General features: G+C 69.3%; 17 protein-coding genes. 7 read left to right on the top strand and 10 right to left on the bottom strand.

The annotated features are described in order from the left end of the window. Positions 1-40: 40 nt before the first annotated feature. Together AC07PV_RS06905 and AC07PV_RS06900 are read right to left on the bottom strand one after the other, a co-directional pair. A complete protein-coding gene (locus tag AC07PV_RS06905; protein WP_218293966.1) occupies positions 41-184 on the bottom strand; it encodes a hypothetical protein in 144 nt (47 codons plus the stop codon). An 86-nt stretch (positions 185-270) separates the two neighbouring features. After that, a complete protein-coding gene (locus tag AC07PV_RS06900; RefSeq protein WP_369641935.1) occupies positions 271-720 on the bottom strand; it encodes a RidA family protein in 450 nt (149 codons plus the stop codon). Between the two features lie 217 nt (positions 721-937). Here AC07PV_RS06900 and soxR point away from each other — a divergent pair, with 217 nt between their 5' ends. From soxR to AC07PV_RS06885, 3 genes are all read left to right on the top strand, one after another. Further along, positions 938-1,399, top strand: coding sequence for a redox-sensitive transcriptional activator SoxR (gene soxR, locus AC07PV_RS06895; RefSeq protein WP_369643871.1), 462 nt, complete (start codon positions 938-940; stop codon positions 1,397-1,399). 223 nt (positions 1,400-1,622) lie between these two features. Beyond that, complete coding sequence (locus tag AC07PV_RS06890; RefSeq protein WP_218293968.1) at positions 1,623-1,985, top strand: VOC family protein; 363 nt, start codon at positions 1,623-1,625, stop codon at positions 1,983-1,985. Positions 1,986-2,290: 305 nt separating this feature from the next. After that, entirely contained in the window at positions 2,291-2,851 is a 561-nt protein-coding gene (locus tag AC07PV_RS06885; RefSeq protein WP_494629789.1) for a GNAT family N-acetyltransferase, read from the top strand. Between the two features lie 48 nt (positions 2,852-2,899). Here AC07PV_RS06885 and AC07PV_RS06880 read toward each other — a convergent pair whose 3' ends face one another. Beyond that, the gene (locus tag AC07PV_RS06880; RefSeq protein ID WP_494629788.1) at positions 2,900-3,145 is read right to left on the bottom strand and encodes a hypothetical protein; all 246 of its coding nucleotides are present in this window, start codon (positions 3,143-3,145) and stop codon (positions 2,900-2,902) included. 37 nt (positions 3,146-3,182) lie between these two features. Beyond that, positions 3,183-6,311: a YncE family protein gene (locus tag AC07PV_RS06875; RefSeq protein ID WP_494629787.1), complete on the bottom strand. Its 3,129-nt coding sequence runs from the start codon at positions 6,309-6,311 to the stop codon at positions 3,183-3,185. A 105-nt stretch (positions 6,312-6,416) separates the two neighbouring features. On the opposite strand from AC07PV_RS06875, the gene AC07PV_RS06870 reads away from it, so the two are divergent. Beyond that, on the top strand, positions 6,417-7,358 hold the full coding sequence (locus AC07PV_RS06870) for a M14 family metallopeptidase (RefSeq protein ID WP_494629786.1): 942 nt from the start codon (positions 6,417-6,419) through the stop codon (positions 7,356-7,358). A gap of 33 nt (positions 7,359-7,391) precedes the next feature. Here AC07PV_RS06870 and AC07PV_RS06865 read toward each other — a convergent pair whose 3' ends face one another. The 4 genes from AC07PV_RS06865 to AC07PV_RS06850 all read right to left on the bottom strand — a co-directional run bounded on the left by AC07PV_RS06865 (position 7,392) and on the right by AC07PV_RS06850 (position 10,055). Then, positions 7,392-7,931, bottom strand: coding sequence for a DUF924 family protein (locus AC07PV_RS06865; RefSeq protein WP_218293972.1), 540 nt, complete (start codon positions 7,929-7,931; stop codon positions 7,392-7,394). A gap of 124 nt (positions 7,932-8,055) precedes the next feature. Then, positions 8,056-8,283 (bottom strand): hypothetical protein, encoded by a 228-nt coding sequence (locus tag AC07PV_RS06860; RefSeq protein WP_494629784.1) that lies wholly within the window; start codon positions 8,281-8,283, stop codon positions 8,056-8,058. Between the two features lie 142 nt (positions 8,284-8,425). Continuing rightward, a complete protein-coding gene (locus AC07PV_RS06855) occupies positions 8,426-9,343 on the bottom strand; it encodes a DMT family transporter (protein ID WP_494629783.1) in 918 nt (305 codons plus the stop codon). Positions 9,344-9,542: 199 nt separating this feature from the next. After that, complete coding sequence (locus AC07PV_RS06850; protein ID WP_218293975.1) at positions 9,543-10,055, bottom strand: MgtC/SapB family protein; 513 nt, start codon at positions 10,053-10,055, stop codon at positions 9,543-9,545. A gap of 463 nt (positions 10,056-10,518) precedes the next feature. Between AC07PV_RS06850 and AC07PV_RS06845 the strand changes: the two genes are divergently transcribed. Beyond that, the gene (locus tag AC07PV_RS06845) at positions 10,519-11,109 is read left to right on the top strand and encodes an NAD(P)H-dependent oxidoreductase (protein ID WP_218293976.1); all 591 of its coding nucleotides are present in this window, start codon (positions 10,519-10,521) and stop codon (positions 11,107-11,109) included. A 27-nt stretch (positions 11,110-11,136) separates the two neighbouring features. On the opposite strand, the gene AC07PV_RS06840 is transcribed toward AC07PV_RS06845, so the two are convergent. Then, positions 11,137-11,919 (bottom strand): pseudouridine synthase, encoded by a 783-nt coding sequence (locus AC07PV_RS06840; protein WP_492245604.1) that lies wholly within the window; start codon positions 11,917-11,919, stop codon positions 11,137-11,139. 109 nt (positions 11,920-12,028) lie between these two features. Between AC07PV_RS06840 and AC07PV_RS06835 the strand changes: the two genes are divergently transcribed. Then, positions 12,029-12,364 carry an ankyrin repeat domain-containing protein gene (locus tag AC07PV_RS06835; RefSeq protein ID WP_218340704.1) on the top strand — a complete coding sequence of 112 codons (336 nt, stop codon included), beginning with the start codon at positions 12,029-12,031 and terminating at the stop codon, positions 12,362-12,364. Positions 12,365-12,473: 109 nt separating this feature from the next. On the opposite strand, the gene AC07PV_RS06830 is transcribed toward AC07PV_RS06835, so the two are convergent. Beyond that, complete coding sequence (locus tag AC07PV_RS06830; protein WP_218340705.1) at positions 12,474-12,941, bottom strand: tellurite resistance TerB family protein; 468 nt, start codon at positions 12,939-12,941, stop codon at positions 12,474-12,476. Between the two features lie 156 nt (positions 12,942-13,097). On the opposite strand from AC07PV_RS06830, the gene AC07PV_RS06825 reads away from it, so the two are divergent. Beyond that, complete coding sequence (locus AC07PV_RS06825; protein ID WP_218293980.1) at positions 13,098-14,015, top strand: DHH family phosphoesterase; 918 nt, start codon at positions 13,098-13,100, stop codon at positions 14,013-14,015. The last annotated feature ends 189 nt before the right edge of the window (positions 14,016-14,204 follow it).

Genomic DNA, 14,204 nt, shown 5'->3' with positions numbered 1-14,204 from the left:
GTGATAGCAATAGGGTGGTGGGCGCGTGCGCGCCACCGCGTTACTTGTTCTTTTCCTTGCCACGCGGAATGACGGAAGTCACCGGTGGCATGGGGCGGTCAGAACCGCCGCTTTCCTTGGGCAGCGAAGTGTCCTTCTTGGGTTTCTTCGCCATCTTGTTGCTGCGTTGTTCGCCTTTTGCCATGGGGCCTCCTGTAAGGGTCTCGGAATGGGACCGTGCCGGCATGGTACGTCACAAACGGGGTGCGTTCGCGGCCACCTTCGCGGTGCTCATGCAGGCACGGCGGCCGTGGCCTCGATTTCTACGAGCATGCCGTCAAGCGCCAGCCGGGACACGGGGATCAGGGTGCAGGCCGGTGCCGCCCCGTCGGGCCACAGGCTGCGCACCGCCTGGCTGAACAGGGCCAGCCGCTGTTCGGTGTGGTCCACGACCAGCACGGTGAGCTTGGCCACATCGTGCACGCTGGCCCCTGCCCCGACCAGTGCCATGCGCAGGTTGGTGAACGCCTGCCGCAACTGCTCGCCAAAGTCGGCGGAAAGCTGTCCCGCCGCGTTTTCGCCGCCCTGGCCCGCCACGTAGACGGTGCGCGCCTGGGCAGGCGCCACCACCACGTGGGTGTAGCCGTTGGCGCGCGGGTCGTACAGGCCGGGCGGGTTGAGGAAGCGGAGCTTGGAGGCGGCCGTGGCGGGGCGCAGGGTCGTCGCGGAATCAGGGCGCATGGTGCAGGAGTCCAGAGGTGGGTGGTGAAGTGAAGCCAAAGGTGGAATGGCCAGGGAAACCAGGGCGGCCGCCGTGGGCTCGGCGGCTTCTCCGGTTTCATGGGCTAGTATCAAACCTCAAGTTAAATTGAGGTCAAATGCCGTGGAGAAAAACCCTGCAGGAGTTGTTGTGAAGCCAGGCAAGCGCGTCGTCCCCATCGTCCCCCTCGCCCCCGGTGTGCAGGGCGCCCCCGTTCCCGACGTGCCGGTGCACGAACAGTCCGAGCTGTCGGTGGGCGAGGTCGCCAGCCGCAGCGGCCTGGCCGTCTCCGCGCTGCATTTCTACGAGTCGCGCGGGCTCATCGCCAGCGTGCGCAATGCGGGCAACCAGCGGCGCTACCCGCGCTCCGTGCTGCGCCGCGTGGCGGTGATCAAGGTGGCGCAGCGCATGGGCGTGCCCCTGGCCGCCATCGCCGATGCCTTGCAGGCCCTGCCCGCCGGGCGCACCCCCACGGTGGCGGACTGGCGCCGCCTGTCGGCCCGCTGGCGCGACGACCTGGACGAGCGCATCCGCACGCTGACGGCATTGCGCGACCAGCTCGACGGCTGCATTGGCTGTGGCTGCCTGTCGCTCAAGGTCTGCCCGCTGCGCAATGCGCACGACACGCTGGCGCAGGAAGGGCCCGGGCCGCATTTTTGAGCGCAGGTGCGTGATTTGCTGCGCCTGCCGGCGCGTGGTGAGCGGGTGGCGTCGCTTGTGCCCGTGGTCAGCAACAAGCCTCGAAGGCAGTGGCTGCCGCAGGTTGGTGGAAAAGGGGCTGCCATGCGGTGATTGCTGCAGGCGGATGGGGTGCGAGGGCAGAATGGGGCCAGGAGCGGACGCTCGATACACTCCCGCGCACTCCACAAGGCATCTGATCTCCATGACCATCGCACTTAGCACCGTAATCATCTATGCGAAGGACATGCATCGCAGCGCCCGGTTTTACAGTGAGAACTTTGGCTACGAGACAAGTGGCGAAATCAGTGAGGGACTTATCGAACTTCGCCCGATTGCCGGCGGCGCCGAGATACTGATCCATCAGGCCGCCAAAAGTCTTAGGCTTGGCTCCGCCGCCATCAAGATGTCATTTGCGGTGACTGATGTGCAAAAGTTCGTCGCGGCCGCCAAGGCAACGGGCGTTGTCTTTGGGGCCATCCATCAAGCAAACGGCTACGCATTCGCCAACACAAAAGATCCAGACGGGAACTCGGTCAGCGTTTCAAGCCGCAAGTTTCGCGACTGACCGAGTTGGGGCCCGAGGCCGCCGCTGGACGAAACCACCCCAAAGCTGGCGTTGATTCACTGCCCGCTGGCTTGCGGCCCAAACCGCGCTGTCCAGGTGTCCGGCGCCTGCCTACTGGCAAGCTATAGTTTGCCGAGGTGATGCCTGCCGGGCTTGTCGGAAATTTGATATCTGTGCTTTTGAACAGCGCACTGACCGCAAGCCCCATCTGCAAGCCACTTCGAGGAGGAATCAGTGTCCAGAATATTCCGCAAGGTGCAGTTTAGCCCGCAAGTTTTGCGGGATACATCACGTTAGACCGCACTATGAGCCACTTCCCGGAGCTTGATACTCAGAATCTCCTTTTGCGGGAGATCGTTGACACTGATGCTGAAGATCTTTTGAGCATTCATGGCGACGCCCAGCACATGAAGTGGTTTGGATCGGATCCCTTGACAGACATCGACGGGGCGAGAAGTCTGATCCAGACGTTTGCGAAATGGCGTGAGGAACCTGCGTCCGGCACCCGCTGGGGCATACAGCTAAGAAGCGTCCCCGGCCTGATTGGAACTTGCGGCCTGTTCCGCTGGAACCGAAACTGGCGAATGTGCGTGGTGGGCTATGAAATCTCTCCGCTGCACCAGGGACGCGGCTACATGAAAGAGGCATTGGCTTCGGTTCTCGCTTGGGGATTCGGAGAGATGGAGTTGAACCGTGTAGAAGCACAGGTGCATCCCGACAATCGAGCCTCCTTGGCCGTGCTCGGAAGGCTTGGCTTTGTGGAGGAAGGGCGCCTCAGAGAGGTTGGGTATTGGGCGGGGTCCCATCATGACCTGATGCTGCACTCGCTTCTGAAGCGGGATTGGAGGAGCGGCGGTGCGGCCTGACAGGCCGGTCAACTCCGAGGTTGAGCACCCTGTCGTCCCAGGATGGGGTCAAGAATGGACGAAGGTCAGGACGGTGAGAAGCACCACCCCGGCCACAAAGAGGAGTCCGTCGAGCAGCAGGACGCTGCGGACAGCAAGACCAGGAACTCGGCTGGCGAACTCTCGCAATTGATCGGCGACCGCATGGCCGCGCGGAAGCACCGCCGCGGCGGCAAGAAGGCCCGCGACGACCAGAACGGCCAGCAGCAGCGTTGCAGCCAGGTACCCAAGCAGAAAGCCAAACGCATTCATCATGGTGCCCCCGGCGCCTCGCATGCTATTGCCACATCGGCTACCAGCATAACGGCGCCGCCTCGCCACGCCAGAATATCCACCGCCGCGTCTCCGCATACGGCGAGGTGCCGATGGAGTAGGGGTCCATGCCTGTCTCCAGGCGCTCCAGTTGCACCAGATAGCCGCCGTAGCTGGCCGCCCACAGCGTGCTGCCGTCGGGCGACGCCTCCATGGCGCTGATGGTGCTGCCGATGTGGTGGCGCCACAGCGGGCGGCCGTCGTCCCCGAGGGCGTGCAGGTAGCCGTCGGCATCGCCCAGCACCACGATGCCGGGCAGGGTGGCCGAGGCGTACACGCGGCAGCGTTCGTCCAGCGGCGGGGCGTCTTCGTCGCCCGCAGCCCCTTGCGGCGGCCCTCCGAGGGGGACGGAGCGGGTGCCGCCCCCGTACAGGTGGCACGAGTTGGCGAACAGGCGCGTGCCATCGTGCGAGAAGGTGGCGTGGTGCGGGTAGGACGACAGCGTTTCGTATTCGGCCACCACGTTGCCCCGTGCATCGAGCAGGATGTGCTGGCTGTCCTGGTCGCCCACCGCGATGTGGCGCTCGTCCGGCGACAGGGCCATGTGCAGCATGTCGAGCGCCAGCACCGTGACCTCTGTGCCATCTACCCATTCTTCCTGCTGGTTCTTGGGCCAGGTGTAGGGGCCATCCTCGTCGAAGGTCTGGGGGTGCAGGCGCTGTACGCCGGGGCTCCCCTGACTGCCCTGGCTGGCCAGCAGGTAGATGCCCGTGGGGTTGCGCAGCAGCACGCGCTGGCCGTCGTTGAAGGGGATCAGCTCGTCGCAGCGCTGGCCCGGCGGGCCTGCCGACACCGGCACCTGGGGCGGCAGCCCTTCGTTGCCCTGGGGCAGTGCAAACCGGGCGATCACCGGGCCGTCGAATCCGTCGTGGGTGGTGATGTGCTGGCCGTCGCTCCGGGCAAAGCAGCGCCGGTTGGGCGAGCGGCCCAGGCCGTGCAGCGCGGGCAGGGGGGTGCGCCTCACGCCCTGCAGTTCTACCCAATGGACGGCATCGTCGTAGGGCGCGCCGATGCGCGCCAGCACGCGGCCATCGCCCAGCGCGAACACCGGGCCGATGAAGCTGCCTGCATCGGCGGCGTGGCGCACGAAGGCGTCGGGCGCGAATGCGAAGCGCCGGCGAAAGCGCCCGGCCAGGTCCTCGTCGGCGTGGGTGTGGACCACGCGGGCCAGTTGCAGCACCGTGGCGGCAGCCGCCTTGCGCGGGTCGGAGGGCAGGTGGCTGTCTTCCTCGGTATCGCCTTCGCCGTCACGGTCGCCGTCTGCCGGGTTGCCGCCGTGGCCTTTCTGCGCCTCGGCCGCATCCAGGGCGCGCTGGTGGGCGCGGATGGCGGCCACATAGCCTTGTCCGTCGGCCTGCCACTGGCCGGACAGGGCCATCAGCTCGGCGGGGAAGACCGCCGCATCGGGCGCATCAGGCGCCAGCGGCGGCGCAGCCAGCAGGTGCACGGCCGCCGCGATGCGCTGGGCCTCGGCCTGGCGGGCCTGTTCCTGTTCGTGGCGCGCGCGCACACGGGTCTCCACCCCGCCCGCGAAGCGCAGCAGCCGCGCGATGTGGTCGGCCGCGCCGCGGGGCAAGGGGGCGCGGGCATCGCTCTGGCGCTGTGCGTAGGTGAACTCCACCACGGCGGGCCCGTCCAGCGCGGGCTCCACATTGATCTGGTAGGCGCTGTGGGCGTTGTCTTCTTCGTCGCCGGGGGCGTCTTCGCCGTTTTCCCAGCTGAGCTTGAAGGCGCGGCCCCAGGGCTCGCCGCCGTGCATGCAGGGCTGGCGCGCGCCCACCCACACGTCGCCTTCCCACCAGCCGTTGCGGTCGCTGTCCCACCAGTCGTTGTAGCGCTCGGTGAACACGGGCAGGCTGGTGAAGTCCTCGATGCGTTCTGCGGTCAGCGCGACCACCAGGCGCTGGTGCAGCGGGTAGCGGGCGCGGTGCTGGCCCACGGCCTTGCGCAGGTAGTCCAGCACGCCGCGCCAGGCCTGCGTGCAGGCCCGCCAGGCCTCGGGGGCGGTGTCGGGGGCCAGGGGCAGCCACTCGCCGGGCTCGCCTTCGCGGTAGGCGCGGTACACCAGCGTGGGCTGCGCGGTGGTCGGCACCTTGCGGCCCAGGACGGCGGCGGCCAGGCGTGCCAGCAGCCCCTGGCGCTCGGGCACCTGCGACACCGACAGGTAGAAGTCCCAGGTCTTCCACACGGTGATGAACACGTTGTCATCGCGCTGGTCGCCCTCCGCGTCCACATGCCGCTGGCACAGCGAAAAATCGGTCTGCCGGAACCATCCCGTGGCCGTGTGCTCCTTGGGGCCGATCACCGGCGTGTGTGTTGCGGCCAGGATGTTGCGCACGCTGACCGCTTCATCGGCGAACAGGCCCGCCTCCAGGGGCAGGGCGGCATGGATGTCGTCGCTGCCGCGCGTGGCGCTTTCGCCCGTGCGCACGGCGGCCACCACGCGGGGCCGGTCGAGCATGCAGCCGATGCCATTCTCGCCATCGTCCGTGCCGTCATGGAACACGGGCGGGAACACGATGCCCGCGATCTCGCTGGAGAACTCCGCCCGGTGCGGTATGCCGCGCACCTCGTCCATGAGGAACTCCACCTGCTCGGGCCCGGTGATGTCCACGGGATAGGCATCCGTGAACAGCGCCACCCGGGCCTGCAGGCCGCCCCGCACGGCGAGGCCGCCATGGCGGCCGTCGCCCCAGAGCAGGTCGGCCACCCGCAGCGCGCCCTGCACATGCAGCCGCTGGCCACCCACCACGGCGTTGCGCAGGCTCGCATCGCCCAGCACGGCCAGGTGGGCGGCGCCCCCGGTGCCGTCGCAGGTGAGCGCGCCGTCGATCCGCAGGCACCCCTCGATCAGGACCAGAAAGGGCTGGCCCGCGAGGGCGGGATGGGCCGGGTGCGCGCCGCCACCCTGCAGCAGCGTCCGCAGAGGGCTGCCGCTGGCCAGGGGCGCATCCAGGTGCAGCGCGGTCAGCCGTACGTCGCCCGCGATGCAGAGCACGGTTTCGGCGGCCAGGGCGGCCGGGTCCTGCGCCAGGCGCCCGGCGATCCAGCTGTCGGCGGGCAGACGGTCGGCCACATCGGCCAGCGTACAGAGTCGGGCGGGGGGCATGTGCATCGGTGCGGGAGGGGGGCGTCCGGCGGGCATCGTACACCGCGCCCTGCACGGTTCCTGCTTTGCGCGGACAATCATGTGTTGTCTTATCAATGGACCGCCATGACACAGAATCCCCCCGCCTTCGAAGTGCTGCCGCGCGACCTGTCCGCCTACCGCCAGGGCAACGTGGGCATCGACTACGTGCACCGTTTCGAATCTGGCCAGCCCGGCCCCCATGTGCTCATCAATGCGCTCACGCACGGCAACGAGATTTGCGGCATGGTCGCCGCCACGCACCTGCTGGACACGGGCGTGCGTCCGCGCATCGGCACCCTGACCATCAGCTTCGCGAACGTGGCGGCGTACGAGTCGTTCGACCAGGCGCGCCCCTTCGAAAGCCGCCAGCTCGTGCACAACCTCAACCGCATCTGGTCGGCCGGCGAGCTCGACGGCACGGACGAGAGCCCCGAGCTGCTGCGCGCGCGCGCCCTGCGCCCCGTGGTGGCCGCGGCGGACCACATCCTCGACATCCATTCGACCAGCCAGGACGTGGAGCCCTTCTGGGTGTACCCGGCCTACCCGCGCAACGCGGACGTGGCGCTGGCCCTGGGACGCCCGCCCGTGCACCTGGTCATGCCCAGCGGGCTGGGGTCGGGGACGCCGCTCATCCAGCACGGCCGCCATGGGCTGGCCGACAGCCAGGGGGTGGCGCTGGTGGTGGAGTGCGGCCAGCATTTCCTGCAGTCGGCGGCCGACATGGCGACGGCGGTGGCACTGGATTTCCTGGCGCACTTCGGCCTGATCGAGGCAGCTGCGGGACGGCCCGTGCCCGATCCCCAGCGCCGTTACGAGCTGCTGGAGACCTGCATGGTGCGTACGCCCGGTTTCCGGTTCACACGGCCGGTGCAGGGGTTCGAGGTGTTCGCGAAGGACGAACTCATCGCCACCGATGGTCCGCACGAGATCCGCGCGCTCTGTGATGACTGCACGGTGCTGATGCCCACGCGCGAACCTATCGTGGGCCGCGAGGCGGTGTACCTCACGCGGCCTCTCGCGGTCTGAGGGGCCTGAGGGTCTTCGGGCGCCCCCGCCGGCTCAGAACGATGAGCCGGGTTGCGCGAGAAAAGCGGTTTCCTGCGCGGTGGAGCCGCGCCCCAGCACGGCGTTGCGGTGCGGATACCGGCCAAAGCGCGCGATGATGTCGCGGTGGCGCAGCTCGAACCGCAGGTTGTCTTCCAGGCCGGGCTGGTCGAACAGCGCCATCGCCTGCGCGTGGATGGTGCTCGACTCGCTGTGCATGTAGGGCATGTACGCAAAGGCGCGCTGGGCGGTGGGCAGGTCCCGGTCATGCCGGCCGGCCACCAGTTCCTGGGCGAGCGCCAGCGCCTGCGCGTCCTGTGCGAACGCCAGGGGCGAGCCGCGGTGGATGTTGCGGGAAAACTGATCGAGCACCAGGATTTCCGCCAGGCGCCCGCGCGCCGTGCTGCGCCACGTCCACAGCTCGCAAAGGCGCGCGGCCTCCCAGGTGGCGCCGAAGCGTTCGCGGATGGTGGCGTCCAGTGCATCTTCCTGGGCGAAGTGTTGCGCGGGCGTGAGTTCTTCGAACCAGAAATGAAGGACGTCTTCGGCTTGCATGGGGCGTTCTCTGGATGAAATGGGCAGCAGGCGCCGGAGCGTGGTGCCTGGGATGCTATGGATGCAATGCGCGCATGTTCGCCGCAGGCCTGGCAGGGAGGGTGCCTTGCAGTCGATGGCTTGGTTACTTGCCTGTTTCCTTGTCCAGGCGGATCTTGCCTTCCCGCACGTACTGGTTGAACTGGTCGCGGGGAATGGCGGCCGAACCCACGGCGTCATTGTCGGCCGTCCAGCTCAGGGTGGTGCTGTCCTTGGCGGGCTCGATTTCCACGGGGCCCTTGGGTATGGTGAGCGGCGCGCCGTCACCCGGGGTGTAGGTAACGTGGCCTGCGATGGTGGCGTGCTGTGTCATGCGATCTCCTTTGGCGGGGTGCCGCCGCAATACTGATCGCTTCATTGGACCGCCAAGCGCGCCGCCGCGCTGTAAGACCATGCCGTGCATCGGCGCGGGCCATGGCCCAGATCCACCCATCCCGGACCCCTCGTGCCCGGCGTCAGGGCGGCAGCACGGCCTGCGTGCGTTCCTGCCGCACCAGGTACAGCCCGCTGCCGATGATGATGGCGCCGCCCAGCAGCGTGGAATAGCCCGGCACGGTCTGCCACAGCACCCAGTCCAGGCCCATGCCCCAGGCCAGCGCCGTGTATTCAAACGGCGCCACCACCGATGCCTGCCCGTGCCGGAACGCCTCGGTGATCGCCAGCTGGCCCAGGAAGCCCGTGACCGCCAGGCCCGCCACCAGCGGCCAGTGCGCTTGCGCCACACCCACCCAGCGGGGCCAGGCCAGGGCCCCCGCGCCCAGCGCCAGGAAGGCCGTGGTCCAGAACACCAGGCTGGCGCTGGAGTCCGTGCGGCTGAGCACGCGGCCCGTGATGGCCGACACGGCGTACCCGCACGCCGCCCCCAGCACGGCCAGCGCGCCCAGGGTGAAGAAGGCCTCCTGGCTCGGCCGCAGGGCCACGACGACGCCCACCATGCCCAGCGCGATCGCCACCCAGTGCGCGGCGCGCACCTTCTCGCGCAGCACCACGGTCGACAGCGCCGTGATCAGCAGCGGTGCGATGAAAAACAGCGTGTAGGCCTCGGCCAGGCCCAGTTCCTTGAGCGCATAGGTGAACAGGCCCAGCATGGTCACGTTGAGCACGCCGCGCAGCAGGTGCAGGGGCCAGCGCACCTGGAGCAGGCGGCCCGCCTCGCCGCGCCACAGCACATACAGCGCCACCAGCGGCAGCGCCGCCCAGCCGCGCAGCGCCGCCACCTGCATGGCCGGGTAGCTGGCCGACAGGGTCTTGAGCAGTGCGTCCATCAGGGAGAAAAAGCCTACGGCCGCCACCATGGCGACGATGCTGCGCAGGTTGCCCGTGGCCGCCGTGTGCGCCGCCGTGGGCGCGCGGGGGTTGCCGGCCTGCGTCATGGGCGGGCCGCCAGGTGGGAGCGGCGCGCGCGAGGTGCGGGCGCCGGGCTGCGGCAGGGCGGGGGAAAAGGCTGCGCGGGTGGGGTGTGCATGTGCGATGCCGACGGCATGCTGGTGGCGCCGCGGGCCCAGGTGGCTGAGGGCCAAAAAGTGTAGCGCACGCGCGGTGCCGGAAATGGCTGGCCCGGGCTGCGCCCGCTCAGTCCGGCTTGTGCTGCGGCCGGGTGCTGGCGCGCGCCATGCGGTCGTGCACCAGCGGCACGGCCCACAGCACCAGCAGCGCCAGCAGCGTGCTGAGCACGGCCGTGGTCTCCCGCCCCAGGCCCGCCGCGACCCCGATGGCGGCCGTGAGCCAGATGCCGGCGGCGGTGGTCAGGCCCCTGACCTGGTTTTCGGCGTCGCCCTTGAGGATGGTGCCCGCGCCCAGGAAGCCCACGCCCGCGATGATGCCCTGCAGCACCCGGCTGTTGTCCGCGGGCGCGATGCCGGCCTGCTGCGCGACCAGCACGAAGAGCGCGGCGCCCATGGCCACCAGCATGTGGGTGCGCACGCCGGCCGCCTTGCCCGCGTGCTCGCGCTCCCATCCAAGCAGCCCGCCCAACACCGCGGCCACTGTCAGCCGCACGACGATGCGCGTGGCCTGCGCGGCGTCGGAGACGTCCGAAAACTCGGACGCCACGGCGGCGGCGATCTCCTGCCAGAGGTCAGCCATGGGGCGTGCCCCGGTGGCCGGTGGCGGGACGGGCGCTTGCCGCCGCGCGGCGGTGGCTGGAGGTGCGGAGTGTTGGCATGGTGGGCAGGCAGGTGGTGCGGCAGCGATGGTGCTGGTTCACGACTGTGCCGCCCGCGCCAGGCCGTGCCTACCAGCGGCGGGCGGGCCCGGGGGTAGGACGGTGCCGACGCGACGCCTTGCCACGCCATGGCGGCGGCCACTGAAATGAGGATGAAAGTGCCATGAAGCGCTTGATGGAAAAGCGCCAATAGCTATGAAAATAGTAGTGAATGGCGTGGCGATGAACGGACCTTGGACCCCCGCCCGGAACCGGCGCCGTCCCTGTGCCACGGGCCGCTTGCACGCAAGGGTGGCGCGTGTCACGATTTGCTCCGGGCCCCCCACGCCACCGTTTGCCCGGGCCGCCGCCACGGGGCAGGCGCGGCCCAGTGAGGAGTTCGCCATGACCCCGCAGCGCATTGTTCTGATCCAGGGACATCCCGACGCGAGCGCGCCGCACCTGTGTCATGCCTTGGCGCAGGCCTATGCCCGGGGGGCCACTGGCGCTGGCCACGAGGTGCGGCAGATCGACGTGGCCGCCATTGACTTCGCGCTGCTGCGCAGCCAGCATGAGTGGGAACTGGGCCTGCTGCCCGCCAGGCTCAGGCCCGCCCAGGACGACATCAGCTGGGCCCGGCACATCGTGCTGTTCTTTCCGCTGTGGCTGGGCGACATGCCGGCCCTGCTCAAGGGTTTTCTGGAGCAGGTGGCGCGGCCCGGCTTCGCGTTCACCACCGAGGGCAGCAACCCGTTCGGCCGCAAGGGGCTCACGGGCCGCAGCGCGCGGGTGGTGGTGACCATGGGCATGCCCGCGATGGTCTACCGCTGGTATTTCCGCGCGCACAGCGTGAAGTCGCTGGAGCGCAACATCCTGGGTTTCGTGGGCATTGCGCCGGTGCATGAAACGCTGGTGGGCAGCGTGGAGCAGTTGGGCGAGGACGGCGTGGCCAAGTGGACGGCGCGCATGCAGGCGCTCGGCGCCAAGGCGGGGTAGGCGGGGTAGGCGGGGTAGGCGGGGCCCTCAGTCCTGCCACGGCAACCGCGCCAGCAGGCGCTGCCAGTCTGCCGTGGGGCCCGTGGCCTGCGCGCCGTCCCCGGTACCCGGCGCGGGGCCCGCGCCGCCCTGCGGGGCCACGGGCCATGGCAGCCCGCTTTCGAACGTCATGGCCAGGCCCGTTGCCGGGTGCGGCACCGTGAGCTGCCAGGCGTGCAGCCACAGCCGCTGCTGGCCCAGCCGCTCGGCCCACCAGCGGTTGAGCGGGCCCTTGCCGTGCGTGGCGTCGCCGATGATCGGATGGGCCAGGTGCTTGAGGTGGCGGCGGATCTGGTGGCGCCGGCCCGTCGTGGGCACGGCCTCGACCAGCGAGGCGCGCGTGGCGGCGAAGCGGGGGTCGCTGGCCTCGGGCAGCGTGAGCCGCGCCAGGCGCCGAAAGCGCGTGTGCGCCTCCTGCACGGCCGTATCGGCCGGCGCGTCGTCGGGCCGGAGCGCGTGGTCCACCGCGACGGCCTCGGGCGCCCAGCCGCGCACCATGGCCAGGTAGCGCTTGTGCGTGGCCTGCTGCTCGAAAGCCTGCGACAGCGCGCGCGCCGCATCGCTGTGCAGCGCCATCAACAGCACGCCGCAGGTGCCCTTGTCGAGCCGGTGCACGGGGAACACATGCTGGCCCAGCTGGTCGCGCAGCACCTGCATCACGAAGCGCGTTTCGCCGGCATCGAGCCCCGTGCGGTGCACCAGCCAGCCGGCCGGCTTGTAGACGGCCACCAGGTGCTCGTCGCGCCAGAGGATGTGCAGGGGAGGGTGCATGGAAAGAAAAGTGGCCTGTGCCGCGGGCCGGGTAGGGAAGGCGCGCATTGTGCAGCACGCCGCGCGCTCTACACTGCGCCGATCCCGTTCATGCAAAGGATGCAGTGGTATGTCGGCTGGAGACTGGAAGGACATGTACGCCGCCGCCGTGGCCGGCGATCTGGCGCTGGTGCGCTACCACATCGGTGCGGGCGTGAACCCCAACTACCAGCACCCCGAGATCCTGTGCACGCCCCTGGTGGCCAGCCTGATCCACGGGCATGCCGAGATCACGCGCTACCTGCTGGCCCACGGCGCCGACGCCGGGCTGAGGTCCGACTTCGACGACATGACGCCGCTGGAGGCCGCGCGCCGCCACGGGCGCACCGAGTTCGTGCCGCTGCTGCGGGCCCGGGGCGGCAAGGAAGAGCGCAAGCCGTTCTGGTGGCGCTGGCTGCCCATCTAGCGGCGCCGGTCAGCCGCCGGCGGCGGCGAAGGGGCCCGCCGATCCGCGTGCGGCGGCCGCGTCCGGATGCCAGGACTGTCGGCCCGCCGCTGGCGGCCTTCCAAGGTCTTCAGGCAAGGCGTGCAGACTCCTTGGCCCGCATCTTGGCGGCGATGTATTCGCCGTGCGTGACATGCAGCAGGCCGGCCACCTTGCTGATGGTGTGCATCTCGTTCTCGTCCAGGCGCGCGTCGGCGTACGCCACCTGCCACATGGCCTCGACCAGCTGCACCTTCTGCGGCTGTGTGAAGTGATCGTTCAGGCTGCCCGTGAAGCGTTGGTAGTCGTAGGCGCTGCGGGAGGTGTCGACGGCCAGCTCCAGCAGGCGATCCAGTTCATCGTCGGCCAGCGCGAACTTGCCGCGCAGGGCGGTGACCATGGCCGTGCGTTCGGCCGCATCCATGGCCGCGTCGAACCGCACCACCTCCACCAGCAGCACGGCAGCGGCCAGTTGCACGGCGTGGGCCTGCTCCTGGGCGGAAGGGGTTGCCGGGGGTTGCATCAGGCTGTCGAGCAGGTCTTTGAGTGTCTGGAACATGGAGGGTGCTTTCGATGGGGCCGCGGCATGCAGGCATGGATGGATGGAGGTCGCACGGGCGGTCTTGGTTCCCCCGCCCTGGTGCGGCCGGGCGGACGGCCGCCGTGGCGATACAGTGCTCGCCCCCCGCCACCACCCCGGCGACAATTGGGGGCCATGACGAAGAAAACCATACTCCCCCTGCAACTGCTGGTTGCCCCCGCCAAGAATGATCCCTCGCCCCTGGTCCTGTACCACGGGCGCTATTGCCCCGACGGCTTTGGCGCCGCGCTGGCCGCCTGGCTCTACTACGGCGACAGCGCCGAGTACGTGGGGCTGGACCATGGCGATGTCAACACCGTGGACGACCTGCCGCCCGTCGCGGGCCGCGCGGTCTACATCCTTGATTTCTCCTTCTCGGCCGAGGTGCTGCGCGCCATCGACGAGCGCGCGGCCAAGCTGGTGATGCTGGACCACCACAAGAGCGCGGCCGAGAAGCTCACGGGCTTTGCCTGCCGCTGCGGCGTGGTGCATTTCGACATGGGCAAGTCGGGCGCGCGCCTGGCGTGGGAGTTCTTCCACCCGCACGAACCCGTCCCGGCGCTGCTGCAGTACGTGGAAGACCGCGACATCTGGAAGTGGGAGTTCGCCGAGAGCGCGGGCTTCCTGTCGGCGCTCGACATGGAGGCGCAGACCTTCGAGCGCTGGCGCGAGATCGCATCCTTCACGCCGCAAGAGCTCACGCTGTTCATGGCGCGGGGCGCGGCCATGGATGAAAAGTACCGCAAGCTCGCGGCCGACATCGCCGAGGGCGCGCAGCCGCTGGTCTTCAACGGCATCGAGGGCCTGATGGTGAACGCCCCCGGCATGTTCCACAGCCTGGTGGGCGACATGCTGTCGGCGAAGACGGGGACCTTCGCGCTGATGTGGAGCGCGGGCGCCAAGGGCGTGAAGGCAGGGCTGCGCGCGCAGCGCAATTTCGACTGCATCGCGCTGGCCGAGAGCATGGGCGGGGGCGGCCATGCGCAGGCCTGCGGTTTCAAGATGAAGGTGGAGCGCCTGCCCGAGCTGCTGACGGGCACCTTCAACGCCTGAGGCCGGGGCCACGCCCCTGGGTCGCTTCGCGCCTTCCCCCTTCTCTCGAATGCTCCGCGATGCGGGAAGGGAAACGCAGCCAGTGCGGCGGGGCGGCCCTTGCACGGATCTCTCCCGGCCCAGGGCGGGCGTGTGCAAACGCCCTGCGCAGCTCTGGGGCATCGTCGGGCCAGTGCCATTGACCCCCGA

The sequence above is a fragment of the Acidovorax sp. GW821-FHT09A11 genome, from assembly GCF_059418365.1.
Note: the sequence above shows the minus strand (reverse complement) of the source record. Positions and strands in the feature narration are given on the sequence as shown.